The following is a 19,067-nucleotide window of genomic DNA, read 5'->3' as shown; positions in this document are numbered from 1 at the left end:
CGATACCGACCTCCCGACGATGGAACTCCACCTCATCCGCCACCCACGCCCCGCCGTCGAGCCGGGCGTCTGCTACGGGCAGCTCGACATCGGCATCGCCGAATCCGCCGCCGACGTCGCCGCACGCCTGCGTCCGCTGCTGCCGGAGCGCTTCGACCTGCACGCCAGCCCGCTCGTACGCGCACGGATGCTCGCCGACGAACTCGGCGCGCCCCGGCTGGACGAACGCCTGAAGGAGATCCACTTCGGCGAATGGGAAGGGCGCGCCTTCGACGACATCGGCGAGGCCATCGACGACTGGGTGGCCGACCCGCTGGGCTTTCGCGCCCCCGGCGGCGAATCCGCGCGCGAAATGACGGCGCGGGTGCTGCACTGGCTGGAAGAACTGCGGGCCGCGGCCCCGGCCGCAGCGGTCGTGGTGGTCGCCCATGGCGGCCCGCTGCGCGTGCTGGCCGGCCACCTGCTCGGCCTGCCGCCCGAACGCTGGCTGGGGCTGGACTTCGGCTGCGGCCAGGCGACGCGGCTGGACATCGAAAGCTGGGGCGTGGCGCTGCGCTGGTTCAATCGCTGAGGCAGCGCAGGCGATGGGCTTCGATGCGCTCCGGTTGGTCCATTTTCCGCGGCAGCGCCAGTGCCGCCGCGCAGCGCGGCTTCGTGGGATAATTCCGCCCCCGCCATTCCTGCGCCCAACCGAGCCATGACGACTTCCCTGCCCGAGTTTTCCCGCGGTCGCCTCGTGATCGTCGGCGACGTCATGCTCGACCGCTACTGGCACGGCTCGACCAACCGCATCTCGCCCGAGGCGCCGGTGCCGGTGGTCAAGGTCGAAGCCGACGAATACCGCGCCGGCGGCGCCGGCAACGTCGCGCTCAACGCTGCGATGCTGGGCACCAACACCGAACTGGTGGCGCTGGTCGGCCGCGACGAGGCGGCGCAGCGCCTGCGCGAGAAGCTCGAAGCCGGCCAGGTCGCCTGCCGCCTGCTCGAAGCGCCGCAACACCCGACGATCACCAAGCTGCGCATCATCAGCCGCCACCAGCAGTTGATCCGGCTCGACTTCGAGGACAGCTTCGCGGTGCTGGAATCGGCCGGCATCGAACAGGCTTTCGGCGACACCCTGCCCGGCGCCGGCGCAGCCGTGCTGTCCGACTACGGCAAGGGCACGCTGGCCCAGGCCGGCAGCCTGATCCGCAGCGCCCGCGAACGCGGCGTGCCGGTGGTGGTCGACCCCAAGGGCACGGATTTCGGCCGCTACCGCGGCGCCACCGTGATCACCCCCAACATGAGCGAATTCGAAGCGGTGGTGGGCCATTGCGCCGAGGAGGCGACGCTGCGCGAACGCGGCGAGGCGCTGCGCGCCTCGCTTCAACTCGACGCCGTGCTGATCACCCGCTCCGAGCGCGGCATGACGCTGCTGCAAGCCGGCCAGGCGCCGCTCGACCTGCCGACCCGCGCCCGCGACGTGTTCGACGTCACCGGCGCCGGCGACACCGTGGTCGCGGTGCTCGGCGCCGGCCTGGCCTGCGGCCTGGCGCTGGCCGAGGCGACTGCGGTGGCCAACGTCGCCGCCGGCATCGTCGTCGGCAAGCTCGGCACCGCCACCGTCAGCCCCGAAGAACTCGCCGCCGCGCTGCGCGGCAGCGGCACACCAGACTGAAGGAAACCAACATGATCATCGTCACCGGCGGCGCCGGCTTCATCGGCAGCAACATCGTTCATGGCCTCAACGCCCGCGGCATCCGCGACATCCTGGTGGTCGACGACCTCACCGACGGGCGCAAATGCCTCAACCTGTCGGACGCCGACATCCTCGACTACATGGACAAGGACGACTTCCTCGCCCGCATCCAGGCCGGCGAGGACTTCGGCGCCGTCGAGGCGGTGTTCCACGAAGGCGCCTGCTCCTCGACCACCGAGTGGGACGGCCGCTTCGTCATGAAGGTGAACTACGAATACACCAAGGCCGTGCTGGCCTGGTGCGTGGCAGGCAAGGTGCCGCTGATCTACGCCTCGTCGGCCTCGGTGTACGGCATGGGGCCGGTGTTCCGCGAGGCGCGCGAGTTCGAGCAGCCGCTGAACATGTACGCCTACTCCAAGTTCCAGTTCGACTGCCATCTGCGCACGAAACTGGCCGGCATCGGCAGCCAGGTCGTCGGCCTGCGCTACTTCAACGTCTATGGCCCGCGCGAGCAGCACAAGGGCAGCATGGCCAGCGTCGCCTTCCACTTCTACAACCAGCTCGCCGAATCGGGCCGCGTGCGCCTGTTCGAAGGCAGCGACGGCTACGGTCCCGGCGAGCAGCGGCGCGACTTCATCCACGTCGACGACATCGTCGCGGTCAACCTGTGGCTGCTCGACAACCCGCAGGTGTCGGGCATCTTCAACCTCGGCACCGGCCGTGCGCAAAGCTTCAACGACGTCGCCCACGCCGCCACCCGCTGGCACCGCGCGCAAGGCCACGAAGGCGGCGGCATCGACTACATCGCCTTCCCCGACCACCTGAAGGGCCGCTACCAGAGCTTCACCGAAGCCGACATGGGCGCGCTGCGCGCCGCCGGCTACGAGCGCCCCTTCATGGACGTCGAGACCGGCGTGCCGGCCTACCTCGACTGGCTCGCCGCGCGCGCCTGAGCGGACCGCCGCAGGCATGACGTCCGCCACCTCGCGCAAGATTCTCGTCGTCGGCCCCTCGTGGGTCGGCGATATGGTGATGGCGCAGAGCCTGTTCAAGGCGCTCAAGCAGCGCGGCGCCTGCGACATCGACGTGCTCGCGCCGGGCTGGTCGCTGCCGATCCTCGAACGCATGCCGGAAGTGCGGCGCGGCGTGGTGATGCCGCTCGGCCACGGCGAATTCGATCTCGGCAAGCGCCGTCAACTGGGCAAGTCGCTGGCGGGCGAAGGCTACGACCAGGCGATCGTGCTGCCCGGCTCGCTGAAATCGGCTTTCGTGCCCTTCTTCGCCGGCATCCCGCAGCGCACCGGCTTCCGCGGCGAGATGCGCTACATCCTGCTCAACGACCTGCGCAAACTCGACAAGGTGGCGCTGCCGATGACGGTGCAGCGCTTCGCTGCCCTCGCCGCGCCGGCCGGCACGCCGCTGCCGGAACCTTTTCCGATGCCGCGGCTGGTCGCCCAGGCGGACAACCAGCCCCGCCTGCGCGAGAAGCGCGGCCTGCCCGCCGAGGTGCCAGCCGTTGCGTTCATGCCCGGCGCCGAATACGGCCCGGCCAAGCAGTGGCCGATCCCGCACTTCGCCGCGCTGGCACGCAGCCTGGCCGAACAAGGCTTCCAGGTCTGGGTGCTGGGCTCGAACAAGGACCGCGAAGCCGGTGAGGCCATTGCTGCCGGCAACCCGGCGGTGCATAACCTGGCCGGTCTCACCGCGCTCGGCGACGCGGTCGACCTGCTGGCGATGAGCGCCGCCGCCGTCACCAACGACTCCGGCCTGATGCACGTCGCCGCCGCGCTCGACGTGCCGCTGGTGGCGATCTACGGCTCGTCCAGCCCGGAGCACACGCCGCCGCTGTCCGCGCGCGTCTCCATCCAGACCCTGCGGCTCGACTGTTCGCCCTGTTTCAAGCGCGTCTGCCCGCTGGGCCACACCCGCTGCCTGACCGACATCGCGCCGGAGCGCGTATTGGCTGCGCTGGGCGAACTCGGCCTGCCCTGTACGGCCAGCGGCGGGACCGCACAGATCATCCCGCTGGTTCGCGGAGCCTGACTCAGCGATGCGCGTGCTGATCGTCAAGACCTCCTCGCTCGGCGACGTCATCCACACCCTGCCCGCGCTGACCGATGCCGCCCGCGCCCTGCCCGGCATCCGCTTCGACTGGGTGGTCGAAGAGGCCTTCGCCGAAATCCCGCGCTGGCATCCGGCGGTCGACCAGGTGATTCCGGTCGCGGTGCGGCGCTGGCGCAAGCATCCCTTGCAGGCCCGCCGCAGCGGTGAATGGCAGGCCTTCCGGCAGGCGATCGGCCTGCACCGCTACGACGCCGTGATCGACGCCCAGGGCCTGTTCAAGAGCGCCTGGCTCGCCCGCCACGCCCACGGCCCGCAGCACGGCCTAGACAGGCGCTCGGCGCGCGAGCCGCTGGCGAGCCTGCTCTACCGCCATCGCCACACCGTGCCCTGGGGCGACCACGCGGTGCTGCGGGTGCGCGAGCTGTTCGCGCAGGCGCTGGGCTACGCCCTACCGGCCGATGCCGCGGCCAGCCTCGGCGACCAGGCACCCACGCACGATCCCTACGGCCTCGACCGCAGCCGCGTGCTTGCAGGCGCCGGCCAGACGGACAGTGACGGCGGCTCACCTTACGTCGTCTTCCTGCACGGCACGACCTGGGACACCAAGCACTGGCCTGAAGCCTACTGGCGCCAACTGGCCGAGCGCGCCTGCGCCGCCGGCTGGCAGGTACGCCTGCCCTGGGGCAATGCCGCCGAGCACGAACGCGCCGAACGCATCGCGACCGGCCTGCCCGGCGTGCAGGTGCTGCCCCGCCTGCCGCTGGCCGGTGTCGCCGCCGAAATCGCCGGCGCCCGCGCCTGCGTCGCCGTCGACACCGGCCTGGGCCACCTCGCCGCCGCGCTGGCCGTACCGACGGTGTCGCTGTACGGCCCGACCAACCCCGGTTTCACCGGCGCCTGGGGTTTCGGCCAGCGCCACCTGGCGGCGGATTTCCCCTGCACCCCCTGCCTGAAGAAGCAATGCAGCTACGTGCCGACGGCAGAGGATAAGGCTCGGCCGGATTTCGCCCACACCCAGCCGCCCTGCTTCACCCAGCTGCCGCCCGACTACGTCTGGCAGGAGCTCGCCCGGCTGCTCGAGCGGCCGGATACTGTCGCCGGCTCGGCAGATGACAATCGATTGCACCCGGAAGCGCCGGTGCCGGCTCCCGCTGCCAGCCTGCCCCCCGCGGAGGCTCACTGATGCAGCTCGCCTTCTGCCTGTACAAGTTCTTCCCCTTCGGCGGCATGCAGCGCGACTTCCTGCGCATCGCCCAGGCCTGCCAGGCGCGCGGCCACGCGATCCGGGTGTATGTGCTGGAATGGCAGGGCGAGGTGCCGCCCGGCTTCGACGTGATCCACGTGCCGGTGCGCGCGCTGTTCAACCACCATCGCTACCGCAAATACACCGACTGGGTGCAGGCCGACCTCGCCCGCCGGCCGGCGGACCGGGTGGTGGGTTTCAACAAGATGCCGGGGCTGGACGTGTATTACGCCGCCGATCCCTGCTTCGAGGACAAGGCGCAGACCCTGCGCAACCCGCTGTACCGGCTCGGCAGCCGCTACCGCCACTTCGCCGCCTACGAGCGCGCGGTGTTCGGGCCGGACAGCCGCACCGAGATCCTGATGATCTCCAGCGTGCAGCAGCCGCTGTTCGTCAGGCACTACGGCACGCCGGTCAGCCGCTTCCACCTGCTGCCGCCGGGCATCGCCGCCGACCGCCGTGCGCCGCCGAACGCGGCAGCGATCCGGGCAGAATTCCGCAACGAGTTCAAGCTGGGCGACGAGGACCTGCTGCTGGTGCAGATCGGCTCCGGCTTCAAGACCAAGGGCGTGGACCGCAGCCTGAAGGCGCTGGCCGCGCTGCCGGACGCGCTCAAGCGCCGCACCCGGCTGATGGTGATCGGCCAGGACGACCCCAAGCCCTTCAAGCTGCAGGCCGCCACCCTCAGCCTGGGCGAGCGCGTCGACTTCCTGAAGGGCCGCAGCGACGTGCCGCGCTTCCTGCTCGGCGCCGAGCTGCTGATCCACCCGGCCTACAACGAGAACACCGGCACCGTGCTGCTGGAAGCGATCGTCGCCGGGCTGCCGGTGCTGGCGAGCGCGGTGTGCGGCTACGCCCACTACATCGAGGATGCCGACGCCGGCCGCGTCATGCCCGAACCCTTCGTGCAGGCCCAACTCGACCGCATGCTGGCGGAGATGCTGACCGACGGCGACGCACGCCGGCGCTGGCAGGCCAACGGCCTCGCCTTCGCCGAACACGCCGATCTCTACGGCCTGCCCGAGCGTGCCGCCGACGTGATCCTCGACCTGCCGGCGACAGGACGGAAGGCATGAGCACGCTGTTCCTCGACGAACCCTTCCGCAGCCTGTGGCAGGGCCGCGACGCCTTCGAGGCGGTCGAGGCACTGCAGGGCGAAGTTTTCCGCGAACTCGAAGGCCGCCGCACGCTGCGCACCGAAGTCGCTGGCCAAGCCTTCTTCGTCAAGATCCACCGCGGCATCGGCTGGGGCGAAATCTTCAAGAACCTGTTTTCGCTGCGCCTGCCGGTGCTCGGCGCCCGCAACGAATGGGAGGCGATCGCGCGCCTGAACGAGGTCGGCGTCGCCACGATGCGTGCCGTCGCCTACGGCGAACGCGGGTCCAACCCGGCGCGCCAGCACTCCTTCATCGTCACCGAAGCGCTGGCGCCGACGATCAGCCTAGAAGACTACTGCCGCGACTGGGCCGAACATCCACCGCCGCCCGCGCTCAAGCGCGCGCTGATCGCCCGCGTCGCCGACATGGCGCGGCGCATGCACGAAGGCGGCATGAACCACCGCGACTTCTACCTCTGCCACTTCCTGCTGCACACCGAGCCGCCGCCCACGCCGGACGCGCTGCGGCTGTCACTGATCGACCTGCACCGCAGCCAGGTGCGCAGCGCCACGCCGCGGCGCTGGCGCGACAAGGACTTGGCCGGGCTGTATTTCTCGGCACTGAACATCGGCCTGACCCAGCGTGACCTGCTGCGCTTCCTGCGCGATTACTTTCCCCGCCCCTTGCGCGACACCCTGCGCGAAGAAGCGCCGCTGCTGCGCAAGCTGACGCAGCGGGCAGAGAAGCTGCAGGCGCGCTACCTGCGCAAGTACGCGCCGCCACGGGACAGGCAGCCATGACGCGGTGGCGCCTCTGCCCCGGCTACGACACGCCCGCGCTGCGCGAGGCCTTCGGCTCGCTGGACGCCGTGTTCACGCTGGAGGGCGAGCACATCACCGGCGATCCGCTCAGCGAAGTCCTGCGCGTCACCGTCGACGGCAAGCGCTACTACGTCAAGCGCTACCACCGCGCGGCCAAGAACCCGCTGCGCAGTTGGGTCGGCCGGCCGCGCATCCAGGCCGAATGGGAGAACCTGCTGACCTTCCAGGCCTGGGGCATCCGCACCGCGAACATCGCCGGCTACGGGCTCGAGCGGCGCGCGGGTGCCTTCCTTCGCGGCGCCCTGGTCACCGAGGAAATACCCGGCAGCATCGATCTCGCCCAGTTGGCCAACGCACGCGATCCGCGGCTGTACGATCGAAACTGGCTGATGCCGGTGATCCGGCAGGTCGCTGCGGCCACGCGCACGATGCACGAGCATCGTTTCGCCCACAACGACCTCAAGTGGCGCAATCTGCTGGTGGATGACGGCACGCCGCCGTTGGTGTATCTGATCGACTGCCCGGCCGGGGGGAGCTGGAGCGGCGCAATGCTGCGCCGGCGCGTGGTGAAGGACCTGGCCTGCCTCGACAAGGTGGCGCACCATGTCCTGTCGCGCACCTGGCGCCTGCGCTTCTTCCTCGCCTACCGCGGCCAGGATCGCCTAACCGACGCCGACAAACCGCTGCTGCGCCAAGTCGTGGCCTACTTCGAGGGACGGGAATGAGAGCGCTGGCCACCCAGACAGCGGCCTCGCTGCGCGCCGCCGGGCGCGAGCCGCCGCTGCCCTTCACGGTCGCGCTCGGCGACGGCCGCGAACTCGTGCTGCATCACATTCTGCGCATCCTGCCCGGCAAGCGCATCGTCGGCGAAGCCGAGCTGGCCGGCAGCCGCGTGCTGGCAAAGCTCTTCATCGCCCCCGGCAGCGCACGGCACTGGCAGCGCGAGCGCGAAGGCATCGCGGCGCTGGCCGCTGCCGGCATTCCGACGCCCACGCTGCTTCATGCGGACGAGCTCGCGGAGGGCGGCCATGCACTGCTGACGGATTTCCTCGCCGACGCGGTGAGCCTGGCCGAACGCTGGCAGGCCGTCGCCCGGCTGCCTGCCGGCCACTCCGACGCGCTCGCGGTGCTGGAACCCGCCTTCGCCATGCTCGGCCGCCTGCATATGCACGGGCTGGTGCAGGACGACCTGCACCTGGGCAATTTCCTCGTCAGCGGCGGCGAACTGATGGTCATCGACGGCGACGCGGTGCGAGTGCTCTCCCCCGGACGGCCACTGCAGGCCGACGAGGCTACCGCCAATGTCGCCATCCTGGCGGCGCAGCTGCCGGCCGACTGGGACGAATACCTCGCCCCGCTCATCGACGCCTGGCGCGCGGGTGGCGAAGATCTGCCCGCGCTCGATCCGGCAGCGCTGCGCGAACACATCGCCCAAACCCGCGATGCGCGGCTCAAGGACTTCCTCGCCAAGACACGCCGCGACTGCACATTGTTCAAGGCGGACAAGACTTTCGGCCGGCTGACGATCGCGGTGCGCACCGAAGCGGACGCACTCGCCGAAGTGCTGGTCGCCCCGGACGCCGCCATCGCCCGCGGCAGCCTGCTGAAGGACGGCGGTACCTGCACGGTGGCAAAGCTGGAGCATACCGGCCAGCCGCTGGTGATCAAGCGCTACAACCTCAAGAACGCCCGCCACGCGCTGTCGCGGGCCTGGCGGCCGAGCCGGGCCGCGCATTCGTGGGTGGAAGGCCACCGGCTCGCCTTCCTCAGCATCGCCACGCCGGCGCCGCTGGCGCTGATCGAGGAACGCGCCGGCCCATTGCGCCGCCGGGCCTGGATCATCAACGCCTGGTGCCCCGGGCAGGACCTGGCCACCCACCTCGCCCCCTACGTCGACAGCGGTCCGCCACCTGCGGAAGCCGAGGCCCTGCGCACGCTGTTCGCCACCCTGCACCGCGAACGCATCTCGCACGGCGACATGAAAGCCACCAACCTGTTGTGGCACGACGGCCAGGTCGTGCTGATCGACCTCGACGCCATGCAGCAGCACCACAGTGCAGCCTCCCACGCCCGCGCCTGGCGCCGCGACCGTGCCCGCCTGCTGCGCAACTGGCCGGCGGACAGCGCGCTGTGGCGCTGGCTGGGTGCCAACCTGCCACCGGCCTGAACACCCCCAAAAGTGCCGCTTCGCCGGCATGGCGGTTAAGATGCGCCTGTAACATTCTGACAACAGACATGTCCGACAGCGCGATCGACTATTCCACCCTGCGCGGCGACGCCGAAGTCGTCGAGGCCGACGGCCACGGCGAGAAGGTGTTGCGCCATGCCGACGGCAGCTATCTCAAGGTCTTCCGCCGCAAGCGGCTGTTGACGTCCGCCGCGTGGTATCCCTACGCGCGCCGCTTCGCCGACAACGCCGTTGCCCTCGCCCGGCTGGGGGTGCCCTGTCCGCAGGTGATCCAGGTACATCGCTTCCCGGCCCTGCGCCGCGACGTCGTCCATTACCGCCCGCTGCCCGGCCTCACGCTGCGCCAGATCATCCAGGGCGCGCGACCGGAGATCGACACGCGCGCGCTGCCCGGCCAACTAGGCCGCTTCGTCGCGACATTGCACGATGCCGGCGTCTTCTTCCGCTCGATCCACCTCGGCAACATCGTCCTCGGCGAGGACGGCCGGCTCGGCCTGATCGACATCGCCGACATGCAGATCGGCCGCCGCCCGCTGCCGCGCTTCAAGCGCAAGCGCAATTTCGCCCACCTGCTGCGCTACCGCGAAGACCGTGCCTGGCTGATGGCCGACGGCGGCCAGACCTTCGCCGAAGGCTATGCCGCGCAGGCTGGCAAGGGCTATGAAGCGGGGGATCTGCAGATCTGGCTGAGCACCACGGCTGGAGCTGGACGCTGAATAGCCTTAACTAACAGCGCGCTCGCGCTCTGCAGCCAAGCGGGCACGTGGTGACGGCACTGAATGGATCAGCCTTCAAGGCATCGCAAGCTGGCCCTACCCGGCTATGCAGCCAGCTTTCAACAGCGCGATTGTGCCATCGGTGCTCCGTACTCCTTTCGCTCACTGCTCAGCATCATTCCACATCCTTGAACTGATGCGCATGCAGGCCGGCATAGTAGCCGCCGGCGGCGAGTAGTTCGGCGTGGGTACCACGTTCGACGATGCGGCCGTGGTCCATGACCAGGATCAGGTCGGCCTTCTCGATCGTCGATAACCGGTGGGCGATCACCAGCGTGGTGCGGCCGGAGGTGGCGCGGTCGAGCGCCGCCTGGATGTGGCGCTCGGACTCGGTATCGAGCGCGGAAGTGGCTTCGTCCAGGATCAGGATCGGCGCATTCTTCAGCAGTGCGCGCGCAATCGCCAGGCGCTGGCGCTGACCGCCGGACAGGGTCACGCCGTTTTCGCCGATCTCGGTATCGAAGCCCTGTGGCAGGCGGTCGATGAACTCCCTGGCGTAGGCCGCCTCGGCCGCGGCTTCGATGGCCTCGCGCGGCGCACCGGCAAGGTCGCCATAGGCGATGTTGTTGGCCACGGTATCGTTGAACAGCGTCACCTGCTGGGTGACGAGGGCGATGTGGCGGCGCAGGTTGCGCAGGCGGTAGTCGCGTGAATCGACACCGTCGATCAGGATCTGCCCTTCGCTGTAGTCGTAGAAGCGCGGAATCAGGTTGGCCAGCGTGGACTTGCCGCTGCCCGAGCGGCCGACCAGGGCCACCATCCGGCCGGGCGGAATATCGACATCGATGTCCTGCAGCACCGGCTGTTCGGCGCCGGGATAGCGGAAGTTCAGCCCCCGAATCTCGATGTGCCCTTCCAGGCGATCACGCTCGACCGTGCCCTTGTCCACCTCGGGCGCCTCGTCGAGCTGCTCGAAAATGCTTTCGGCGCCGGCCACGCCGCGCTGGATCGTGGAGCTGACTTCGGACAACTGGCGGATCGGCTTGGGCAGCAGGCCTGCGGCGGTGATGTAGGCGACCAGGTCGCCCGCAGTGGCATCGCCCCGCAGCAGCAGCACCAGGAACAGCACCACCGCCATCGCGCCATAGGTGACGATCTGCAGGCTGGGCGTGAACACGGCGCCGGTCTTGACCATGCGCAACTGCTTTCTGGTGTTGTCGACGCTGGCCCGGACGAAGCGTTCGGACTCGTAAGGTTCGCCACCGAAACTACGCACCACACGATAGCCCTGGATGCTCTCCGACACCACGTGCGTCAGATCACCCATCGCCGCCTGGATGCGCTTGGCCTGCTTGCGGAACTTGCGGCTGGCCCGCCCAACCAGCAATCCGATCACCGGCAGCACCGCAACCATGACGAAGGTCAGCTTCCAGTTCATCCACAGCAGGTAGCCGAACAGAAAGATCACCGTCAGACCTTCACGCACCACGACCTTGATGGCATCCGTCGCCGCCCCGGTGACCATCGTCACGTTGAAGGTGATACGCGAGATCAGGTGGCCGGAGTTGTTCTGGTCGAAATAGCGGTTCGGCAGGCTCAGCAAACTGTCGAACAGCTTGACCCGCAGGTCGTGCACCAGCCCGAGAGAAACCCGCGCGAGGAAATAGTTGCCCAGATAGGAGCCCACCCCCTGCCACAGCGCGATCAGCACGATCATCAGCGGTACGGCCTTCATCAGCGACACGCCGTCGAGCAGTTCCCATCCAACGTCGAGCGCCGCCGCCGGGTTGTTGAGGCCATCGACGAAGTACTTCATCACCGCAGCCAGCATCGGCTGCGACGAAGCGAAGATGACGAAACCGAGGAGACTGATGGCGAACGTGCCGATGTAAGGGCGGACGTAGGCCAGCAGACGGAAGTAGATGCGGAGGCTGGACGTGGCCCGCTCGGCGGAAGCTGTCATGAAAGCCCGGCTTGGAACATTGTCGCGGGATGGTAACACGTGGATCAGGCGCAGATTTTTACCATCTGTGGCCACTATCGTCGATAGCGTAGCGACCCGGCACCGAAGTAAACTCGCTAGCAGGCGCCGCACATAAGCTGCAGTTGTAATTCGCCCATCAAGGAACACGTAATGGACAACTCGCCCTCTCCCCTTGTGCTGGCTTGCCCCTCCGTCGACAGCAGCACGCTGACATTCGATATCGACACCTGTACCCGGCGCTTCACGCCGTACTACAGATGCGATGTGCCCCCCCTTCAGCCGAACATTGAATCGGCGATCCTGCTGGCCGCCCTGCCAGCCATGCAACAAGGCCGGCGCATCGATCTCGGCGCCCCGGTTTCAGCCACCTTGCTGCGAAATTTGACCACGCTGTCAGAAATTTTTTCCGGCTGGTATCCGGAATACAAACCTCTGGTAATTCAAGGCCCGGAGGTCTACTCGGCATCGGCAAAGAATACCGGCAGAGTGGGGAGCTTCTTCACCGGCGGGGTCGATTCATTCCATACCTTTCTGAAGCATCAGCATGAGATCACCGACCTGATCTACGTGCATGGCTACGATCTGGATCTCGACGATCATTCGCGGCGGCACGCCATCAGCACCATGGGGCGTTCGGTTGCCGAACAGGCTGGCATCCGATTCATCGAAATCGAATCGGACGGCCGTGAACTCTTCAGGAGTTTCGGGCACTGGGGCAAGCACGGGCACGGCTTTGCATTGGGCGCTGCCGGCCGCCTTCTGGTAGGCATCCTGGACAAGATATACATACCGTCGAGCTTCGCCCAACAAGACCTGATGCCCTGGGGCTCTCACCCGGATACCGATCCTCTTTTCTCCGATGAAGCATTGCAGTTCGTCCACGATGGCTGTGAAGCGACACGCGTCCAGAAAATAGAACGCATCAGCGAAAACCCGATCGCCCTCGCCCACTTGAGAGTCTGCTGGGAGCGCGTGGAAGGGGCATACAATTGCGGCGTCTGTGAAAAGTGCCTCCGAACGATGACGAGCCTTTACGCACTGGGCGCCCTAAGCGACGCAAAGACATTCCCCGAGCAGATCGACACCAGGAAAATAAGATCCATTCTCCTTAAAAGTGATTCACAACGTAAGTTTGCCAAGGAGAACATCCAGTTGATGGAACAGAGCGGGCTTCAGGAAACACCCGTGTACAAAGCGTGGAAACACATCCTGGAACGCTCCGAATTCCAGAACTGGGCGATATGGCGCTTCAGGCGCACCCGGGGGAAAATGCAGCGCGCGTTAAGAAAGATAAGTTCGAAAACTACAAGCACACACTGAAAACGACAAATGAATAAAGTCATCGAACATTTAGAGCTTGCAAAGAATAGATATAAGCGAATCTATTTCAGGCCAAACTCGGGCAATGCAGGCGACTCCCTCATCAACGTCGGATTCTATTCACTGGCTGAAAAGGTAGATCTCGGATACACCGAGATATCCGACGATTTCGACTACGCCGCGCTGGGGCCCGACGACCTTGTCATCCTGTCCGGCGGCGGGAACATCGTCCCATACTGGCACGCGGGGAGCGATCTCATCCGCCGCCTCACGCAGTATTCGTTCCCCCTGTTGCTCATGCCTCAATCGATCGAAGGCCGCCAGGATGTCCTGTCCCTGTTGCGAAAAGGCGACACCCTGTTCCTGCGGGAACGATACAGCTTCGATTATGCACGCTCCCTCGATCTCGCTTGCGACATCTCGCTGGATCACGACCTCGCATTCTCAACCAACCTGGAACTGTTCACCACTCCGGTCAAATCGCCGAAATCGAGCATAAAAAACGCGAGAAAGATGCTCTACATCGCGTATCACTATGTCCGGTCCAGGTTCACAAAATCGCTGTCCGCACTACGAACCGATCGCGAATCCAAAATAGACGGCCCCAAGAGGAAGATCAATGACATATCGATCGTAGCGAAATTCGGCACCCGGGATCGCGACCTGAACCTCTTTTCGGCAAAATGGCTGCTGAAAGTGCTTTCCTGGTATGACGTTGTAGAAACCGATCGTTTGCATGTGTTCGTTGGCTGTATGCTGGTGGGGACGAGAGTCGTCCTGCACGACAATGCCTATCACAAGATCACGGGAGTCTTCGAATACTCCGTCAAGCCACATCCGACCTACTCTTCGCTTGTCGACCGGCCGGAAACGGTCTCTTAGCCAGGAGTTCGATTCATGCACCACTCAGCCACAACCGTAATGCCTTGCGAGAATACGAAAGTCTGAAAATCACCTTCCAATCCTCAGTGATCGCGCGGCGAAAATACTCCTGCGCCGCGCCGCTTTCCCCGACAAGGTACGCGCTGCGAAACAAGGACAGGCAACGCTGCACGTAGAAATCGGATTTCAGCGGCTGAAAAACCTCGTCCAGCCGCTGCGGAGAAAATACCTCATCCACCAAGGCCAGCCCTCCTGCCTTGGCATGGCTGAACTGATGGCGCAGGCTATCGGCATGCTTGTAGATGAGGGCCAGAGGCCTGATCAACACCGTGCAGGAATAATGCGCCAGAACCTGGGAAAAAACCGGAATATCCTCTGCGCTGCGAAAATGCTCCGGGTAAAGCCCCCGTTCGAACACTTGCCGATGCATGGCACAGGCACCATTCGTCAAGCCAATGTGCTTGTCCAGCAAATATGCCCTCACCCTATCGAATGGCCGCTCCGGCAACTCACCCGGCAAGTGGATACGCCGGCGTCCGTTTGCCTCGAGAGCCTCATGGCCACCAATTACCATGCGTGTTTCCGGATGCGCATCGATATGGGCCGCCAAAGCTGCCAGCGCACCAGGCAGCATCTCGTCATCCGCATCGAGGAACATCAGATAGTCGCCCCGGGCTTCGGCAATTCCCCGATTCCGTACCGAGGACAAACCGCCATTTTCCTTGCGGATTGCACGAAACCGGCCCGGATGCTCCGCAAGCAAGGATTCGATCACCTGCGGTGTCGCATCCGTCGACCCATCATCGATGACGATCAGCTCTGCCGGCCCGGCATCCAGTTGAGGCAGTACCGAGCCAACAGCCCGCGCCAAAGTCGCCGCATAGTTATAGGCCGGGATGACAACCGTGATCAACGGTTCAGCCCGGCTCATGTTCGCGCGCTCCCACCACGGTTCGTCAGTTCAGCCATCGGCAACAAAGCATTGATTTCAAAGAATTACAAGCAAATCTAGAGAGGGCACGAAAACATTCCGGACTGCGGGAGCAGAAATTCGATATAAATAAACATAACGTTGCAAAGCTGAGATTGGTAAAATCATACCGTCTTGTAAACTTCGATGCTTGAATCCCGTGTAACGTCCCCGGATTCAGACGCACCAGCCCACCATCAGGCACCATATTGACGCTACACGCCGACCCCACCCAGACCTGCAGGATGCGAAAACTCAAGATCCTCCAACTGCAGAGCGGAACGAGCGACTCGACAACGGTCGTCGGGCGGCAACTCGGGCTGTGCCTGGCAGACGATCACACCGAAGTGCTCACTGCATTTCTGTCCGGCACGGCAGAAACAACGCCCGATTCGCAGGAACAATCGATCCACCTCGATCTGCCCACCTTCGCCCTGAAGGGCGTCGGCCGCTGGTGGGCGATCATGAAGCTGCTGCAGTTGTGCAGGACGCACGACTTCGACGTCCTGATCGCGCACCGCTTCAAGCCGCTGCACATCCTGCTGACAGTGGGGCGCATCCTCGAGCGCCCCGTCATCGGCGTGGTACACGGCGTCGGAGACTTCGACCGTCCCTATCGCCAGTCCATGATCCGGAACTCGGTCGGGCGCGGCGACTGTGCCTTCGTGGCGGTATCGGACGCCGTGCGGACCTATCTGCTGTCCCTCGACTGCGGCTTCACCCGCGACAACACCTGTACGATCAGCAACGCCGTCGCCGCCGACGAGATCGAGGCATGCCTGCTGACGCGCGACCAGGCACGCCAGGAACTGGGGCTTGCGGCCGACACCTTCGTGGTGGGGACGATAGGCCGCCTCGTCCCGGTAAAGGCGCATCGCGATCTTGTCGACGCTTTTTCCTGTATCAGCGGGCGGTATCCACAGGCCGATCTCGCAATCATCGGCGAAGGGCGGGAACATGCTGCACTCGTTGAGCAGATCAAGGCGCTCGGCCTCGATGAGCGTATCCACCTGCTCGGCGAACGCCAGGATGCGGCGCGCTACCTCCGCGCATTCGACGTATTCGCGCTGCCTTCGCACAGCGAAGGCTTCCCCCTCGCGCTGCTCGAAGCGATGGCCGCCGGCCTGCCCGTCGTTGCTTCGTCCATTCCCGCGATCACCGGCATGGTCGACCAGCTCGCCATGCTCCACCCCGCAGGCGACAGCGCCGAACTGGCCCATTGCCTGGAACGCATGATCGACACCCCGAAAGAGGAACGCATCGCGCAGGGCCAGGCGCTGCGCCGGCACGTCGGCACCAACCACGGCATTCGCGCCTTCACCGCTCAGTACCAGGAACTGATCGAGCAGATGAGCAACAAGACCGCCATGGAGTGAAACCCCAGGTTGAGACCCGGGTTGAAGCCATTCTCTGCAGGGCGACGATTCACTTCCGCCCGAACAGCAGACGGACAATTCCCCGCAGCACCTGGCTGTTCCACTTCCCGACCGGCAACTGCCCGAGCAACTCGCGTGCAAGCGTCTTGTCGTCGCGCGCGCACTTCAGGAACATCGACCGCAGAAAGCCGGTCCGCACGGCGTCGTAGGCAGGATGATCGTCGAAGCGTGCATAGGTCTGCAGCACGCTCTCGACCATGAAGCGGCGGTTCTTGTAGGTATTGCTGCCGTGCACCCGGTAGCGTGCAAGCACGTCTTCCAGCACGTCGATCACATAGCCCGCGCGGGTGATCTTCAGTTCGACCAGCAAGTCTTCCAGCCGGATCGAGGGATCGAAGCCGCCCACCGCCTCGAGTGCCTCGCGCCGGAACAGCAGCGTCGGCGCCAGCACCCGTGCCTTGTCGCCGGCGAACATCGCATCGAAATCGAGCCGCCGGAACGGCCTCGGCCGGTCCCGCTTCGGCAGCGGCCGCCCCTCGCCGTCGATGGTCTCGATGCCGCCTGCGCAGATGCCCACTTCCGGCTTGCCGTCCATGTAGGCAACCTGCTTCGCGATGCGGTCCGGCAGCATCACGTCGTCCGAACCGAATGGCGCGATCAGGCTTCCGCGCGCCCGCGCGATACAGTCGTTCAGCGTCCTAGCCAGGCCCTGGTTGGGCTGGTCACGGAAATCGAAACCGTGCACCTGCTGCAGCTTGCGAATGCGCTCGACACTGTCGTCGCTCGAGCCGTCATCGACCACCAGCAGCTCGATGTCGGGATAGGTCTGATCCAGGACGCTCCGGATGCACTCCTCAATGTAGGGCGCATGGTTGTACGAGGAGATGATCACGCTGACCAGCGGCCTCACAAGCGCCCCCTCAGCCACGTCAGCCCTCTGCCTTCACCACCAGCACGTCTTCCATGATCAGATACTGCAGATCCGAGCCGAAGAACATGTTCAGCGCATCCGTCGGCGAGCAGATCATCGGCTCGCCGCGGCGATTGAGCGAGGTGTTCAGCACCACGCCGTTGCCAGTGAGCTTTTCCAGCTCCTTCATCAGGTCGTAGTAGCGCGGGTTGAACTCGCGCTTCAGCACCTGGGCGCGGGCGGTGCCGTCCTCGTGCACCACTTCGGGCACCCGCGTCTTCCATTCCTCCGCCACTTCGAAGGTGAAGGTCATGAAGGGCGCCGGGTGCTCGGTCTGCAGCATCTGCGGTCCGACGGTGTCGAGCATGCTGGGGCAGAAGGGGCGCCAGCGTTCGCGGAACTTGATCTGTTCGTTGATGCGGTCGGCCACGCCGGCCGCGCTCGGGCAGCCGAGGATGGAGCGCCCGCCCAGCGCGCGCGGGCCGAATTCCATGCGGCCCTGGAACCAGGCCACCGGGTTGCCGTCGGCCAGGATCTGCGCAATGCGCCGCGGCATGGCGGTATCGCCGTCCGCGATCAGCTCCCAGCGCGGTTTGGACGGATGCTTGGCGCAGGCAGCGATCACCTCTTCATTGGTGTAGCGCGGACCGAGATAGACGTGTTCCATCTTCTCGACCGGCACGCCGCGCTTCACCGATACGTAGGAAGCAGCCCCCACCGCGGTACCGGAGTCGCCCGAAGCCGGCTGGACGTAAAGCTCCTTTACTTCCGGGCGAGCGATGATCTTCTGGTTGAGCTTGACGTTGAGCGCGCCGCCGCCGGCGAAGGCCAGCCGGCCCGTCTCGCGCAGGATGTCGCCCAGGTAGTGGTCCATCATCTGCAACGCGAGATCCTCGAACAGCTTCTGCATGCTCGCCGCGTAGTGGATGTAGGGGTCGTCGGCGATGTCGCCATGCCGCATAGGCCCGAGCCACTGGATCAGCTTGGGCGAGAAGTAGTAGCCCTTGCCCTGCTCCTTGTAGCGGCGGAAGCCGATCACGTTGGCGTAGTCGGTGTCGATGATCAACTCGCCATTCTCGAATTTCGCCAGGCGCGAGAAATCGTACTTCGTCGCATCGCCATAGGGCGCCATGCCCATCACCTTGTACTCCCCATCGAGCATCTCGAAGCCGAGGTATTCGGTGATCGCGCCGTACAGGCCGCCGAGCGAGTCGGGATCGTAGAACTCCTTGATCTTGTGGATGCGGCCGTTCTCGCCGTAGCCGAAGAAGGTGGTCGCGTACTCGCCCTTGCCGTCGATGCCCATGATCGCGGTTTTCTCGGAGAAACCCGAGCAGTGGTAGGCGCTGGAGGCATGCGCAAGGTGGTGCTCGACCGGCTCGATCTTCACCTTCTTCAGATCGAAGCCGAGCTGCTGCAGACACCACTGGATGCGCTTCTTGTAGCGATGGAAACGGCGGTTGCCCGCCAGGATGGCATCCAGCCCACGATCCGGCGCGTACCAGTAGCGCTTGGCGTAGTGCCAGCGCGCCTTGCCGAACAGGCTGACCGGCGCGAACGGAATCGCCACCACGTCCACGTCGGCGGGCTTGATGCCGGCGAAGTCCAGGCAGAATTTCGCCGACTCGTAGGGCATGCGGTTCTTGGCGTGCTTGTCGCGGACGAAGCGTTCTTCTTCCGCCGCGGCGACGAGCTTGCCATCGATGTAGAGCGCAGCGGACGGATCGTGAGTGAGCGCGCCGGAAAGGCCGAGGATGGTGAGCGCCAAGGTAGTCGTTCCTGCGTGAAGAGGGTGGCCGCCGGACACTGCAGGCCCGG

General features: G+C 65.7%; 17 protein-coding genes. 13 read left to right on the top strand and 4 right to left on the bottom strand.

Features of this window, described 5'->3' with window-relative positions; genetic code table 11:
* Positions 1 to 19: 19 nt before the first annotated feature.
* The 10 genes from cobC to NX068_RS12410 all read left to right on the top strand — a co-directional run bounded on the left by cobC (position 20) and on the right by NX068_RS12410 (position 9,807).
* Entirely contained in the window at positions 20 to 571 is a 552-nt protein-coding gene (cobC, locus tag NX068_RS12455) for an alpha-ribazole phosphatase family protein (RefSeq protein ID WP_263461582.1), read from the top strand.
* A gap of 126 nt (positions 572 to 697) precedes the next feature.
* Positions 698 to 1,657 carry a D-glycero-beta-D-manno-heptose-7-phosphate kinase gene (gene rfaE1 / locus NX068_RS12450; protein ID WP_263461581.1) on the top strand — a complete coding sequence of 320 codons (960 nt, stop codon included), beginning with the start codon at positions 698 to 700 and terminating at the stop codon, positions 1,655 to 1,657.
* A gap of 11 nt (positions 1,658 to 1,668) precedes the next feature.
* Complete coding sequence (gene rfaD, locus NX068_RS12445) at positions 1,669 to 2,631, top strand: ADP-glyceromanno-heptose 6-epimerase (RefSeq protein ID WP_263461580.1); 963 nt, start codon at positions 1,669 to 1,671, stop codon at positions 2,629 to 2,631.
* A gap of 16 nt (positions 2,632 to 2,647) precedes the next feature.
* Positions 2,648 to 3,721: a lipopolysaccharide heptosyltransferase II gene (gene waaF / locus NX068_RS12440; RefSeq protein ID WP_263461579.1), complete on the top strand. Its 1,074-nt coding sequence runs from the start codon at positions 2,648 to 2,650 to the stop codon at positions 3,719 to 3,721.
* Positions 3,722 to 3,728: 7 nt separating this feature from the next.
* Positions 3,729 to 4,925: a lipopolysaccharide heptosyltransferase I gene (waaC, locus tag NX068_RS12435; protein ID WP_263461578.1), complete on the top strand. Its 1,197-nt coding sequence runs from the start codon at positions 3,729 to 3,731 to the stop codon at positions 4,923 to 4,925.
* A complete protein-coding gene (locus NX068_RS12430) occupies positions 4,925 to 6,061 on the top strand; it encodes a glycosyltransferase family 4 protein (protein WP_263461577.1) in 1,137 nt (378 codons plus the stop codon). The genes waaC and NX068_RS12430 overlap by 1 nt, the downstream gene beginning before the upstream one ends.
* Positions 6,058 to 6,882 (top strand): lipopolysaccharide core heptose(I) kinase RfaP, encoded by an 825-nt coding sequence (gene rfaP, locus NX068_RS12425; RefSeq protein WP_263461576.1) that lies wholly within the window; start codon positions 6,058 to 6,060, stop codon positions 6,880 to 6,882. Before NX068_RS12430 ends, rfaP begins: the two co-directional genes overlap by 4 nt.
* A complete protein-coding gene (locus NX068_RS12420; RefSeq protein WP_263461575.1) occupies positions 6,879 to 7,628 on the top strand; it encodes a lipopolysaccharide kinase InaA family protein in 750 nt (249 codons plus the stop codon). The genes rfaP and NX068_RS12420 overlap by 4 nt, the downstream gene beginning before the upstream one ends.
* Positions 7,625 to 9,070, top strand: coding sequence for a lipopolysaccharide kinase InaA family protein (locus tag NX068_RS12415; protein ID WP_263461574.1), 1,446 nt, complete (start codon positions 7,625 to 7,627; stop codon positions 9,068 to 9,070). Before NX068_RS12420 ends, NX068_RS12415 begins: the two co-directional genes overlap by 4 nt.
* Before the next feature lie 68 nt (positions 9,071 to 9,138).
* On the top strand, positions 9,139 to 9,807 hold the full coding sequence (locus NX068_RS12410; RefSeq protein ID WP_263461573.1) for a lipopolysaccharide kinase InaA family protein: 669 nt from the start codon (positions 9,139 to 9,141) through the stop codon (positions 9,805 to 9,807).
* A gap of 175 nt (positions 9,808 to 9,982) precedes the next feature.
* Here NX068_RS12410 and msbA read toward each other — a convergent pair whose 3' ends face one another.
* Complete coding sequence (msbA, locus tag NX068_RS12405; RefSeq protein WP_263461572.1) at positions 9,983 to 11,770, bottom strand: lipid A export permease/ATP-binding protein MsbA; 1,788 nt, start codon at positions 11,768 to 11,770, stop codon at positions 9,983 to 9,985.
* 171 nt (positions 11,771 to 11,941) lie between these two features.
* Here msbA and NX068_RS12400 point away from each other — a divergent pair, with 171 nt between their 5' ends.
* On the top strand, positions 11,942 to 13,111 hold the full coding sequence (locus tag NX068_RS12400) for a hypothetical protein (protein ID WP_263461571.1): 1,170 nt from the start codon (positions 11,942 to 11,944) through the stop codon (positions 13,109 to 13,111).
* A gap of 9 nt (positions 13,112 to 13,120) precedes the next feature.
* A complete protein-coding gene (locus tag NX068_RS12395; protein WP_263461570.1) occupies positions 13,121 to 13,993 on the top strand; it encodes a polysaccharide pyruvyl transferase family protein in 873 nt (290 codons plus the stop codon).
* A gap of 13 nt (positions 13,994 to 14,006) precedes the next feature.
* On the opposite strand, the gene NX068_RS12390 is transcribed toward NX068_RS12395, so the two are convergent.
* Positions 14,007 to 14,924: a glycosyltransferase family 2 protein gene (locus NX068_RS12390; RefSeq protein ID WP_263461569.1), complete on the bottom strand. Its 918-nt coding sequence runs from the start codon at positions 14,922 to 14,924 to the stop codon at positions 14,007 to 14,009.
* A gap of 284 nt (positions 14,925 to 15,208) precedes the next feature.
* Between NX068_RS12390 and NX068_RS12385 the strand changes: the two genes are divergently transcribed.
* On the top strand, positions 15,209 to 16,339 hold the full coding sequence (locus NX068_RS12385; protein ID WP_263461568.1) for a glycosyltransferase: 1,131 nt from the start codon (positions 15,209 to 15,211) through the stop codon (positions 16,337 to 16,339).
* Between the two features lie 49 nt (positions 16,340 to 16,388).
* Here the strand turns inward: NX068_RS12385 and NX068_RS12380 are convergent, their stop codons facing one another.
* Both NX068_RS12380 and NX068_RS12375 read right to left on the bottom strand, forming a co-directional pair.
* Positions 16,389 to 17,267, bottom strand: a complete 879-nt coding sequence (locus tag NX068_RS12380; RefSeq protein WP_263461567.1) for a glycosyltransferase — start codon at positions 17,265 to 17,267, stop codon at positions 16,389 to 16,391.
* Between the two features lies 1 nt (position 17,268).
* On the bottom strand, positions 17,269 to 19,017 hold the full coding sequence (locus NX068_RS12375) for a carbamoyltransferase family protein (RefSeq protein WP_263461566.1): 1,749 nt from the start codon (positions 19,015 to 19,017) through the stop codon (positions 17,269 to 17,271).
* Positions 19,018 to 19,067 lie beyond the last annotated feature (50 nt).

This window comes from Thauera carbonicopians, assembly GCF_025699485.1.
GTDB lineage: Bacteria > Pseudomonadota > Gammaproteobacteria > Burkholderiales > Rhodocyclaceae > Thauera.
This window is presented reverse-complemented; position numbering and strand designations above follow the sequence as displayed.

Excerpts from the sequence above, each read along its gene's own strand:
- NX068_RS12385 (WP_263461568.1), top strand. The coding sequence starts at position 15,209 with ATGCGAAAACTCAAGATCCTCCAACTGCAGAGCGGAACGAGCGACTCG.
- cobC (WP_263461582.1), top strand. The coding sequence starts at position 20 with ATGGAACTCCACCTCATCCGCCACCCACGCCCCGCCGTCGAGCCGGGC.
- NX068_RS12430 (WP_263461577.1), top strand. The coding sequence starts at position 4,925 with ATGCAGCTCGCCTTCTGCCTGTACAAGTTCTTCCCCTTCGGCGGCATG.
- rfaE1 (WP_263461581.1), top strand. The coding sequence starts at position 698 with ATGACGACTTCCCTGCCCGAGTTTTCCCGCGGTCGCCTCGTGATCGTC.
- msbA (WP_263461572.1), bottom strand. The coding sequence starts at position 11,770 with ATGACAGCTTCCGCCGAGCGGGCCACGTCCAGCCTCCGCATCTACTTC.
- NX068_RS12400 (WP_263461571.1), top strand. The coding sequence starts at position 11,942 with ATGGACAACTCGCCCTCTCCCCTTGTGCTGGCTTGCCCCTCCGTCGAC.
- waaF (WP_263461579.1), top strand. The coding sequence starts at position 2,648 with ATGACGTCCGCCACCTCGCGCAAGATTCTCGTCGTCGGCCCCTCGTGG.
- NX068_RS12420 (WP_263461575.1), top strand. The coding sequence starts at position 6,879 with ATGACGCGGTGGCGCCTCTGCCCCGGCTACGACACGCCCGCGCTGCGC.
- NX068_RS12415 (WP_263461574.1), top strand. The coding sequence starts at position 7,625 with ATGAGAGCGCTGGCCACCCAGACAGCGGCCTCGCTGCGCGCCGCCGGG.
- rfaD (WP_263461580.1), top strand. The coding sequence starts at position 1,669 with ATGATCATCGTCACCGGCGGCGCCGGCTTCATCGGCAGCAACATCGTT.
- NX068_RS12390 (WP_263461569.1), bottom strand. The coding sequence starts at position 14,924 with ATGAGCCGGGCTGAACCGTTGATCACGGTTGTCATCCCGGCCTATAAC.
- NX068_RS12410 (WP_263461573.1), top strand. The coding sequence starts at position 9,139 with ATGTCCGACAGCGCGATCGACTATTCCACCCTGCGCGGCGACGCCGAA.
- waaC (WP_263461578.1), top strand. The coding sequence starts at position 3,729 with ATGCGCGTGCTGATCGTCAAGACCTCCTCGCTCGGCGACGTCATCCAC.
- rfaP (WP_263461576.1), top strand. The coding sequence starts at position 6,058 with ATGAGCACGCTGTTCCTCGACGAACCCTTCCGCAGCCTGTGGCAGGGC.
- NX068_RS12395 (WP_263461570.1), top strand. The coding sequence starts at position 13,121 with ATGAATAAAGTCATCGAACATTTAGAGCTTGCAAAGAATAGATATAAG.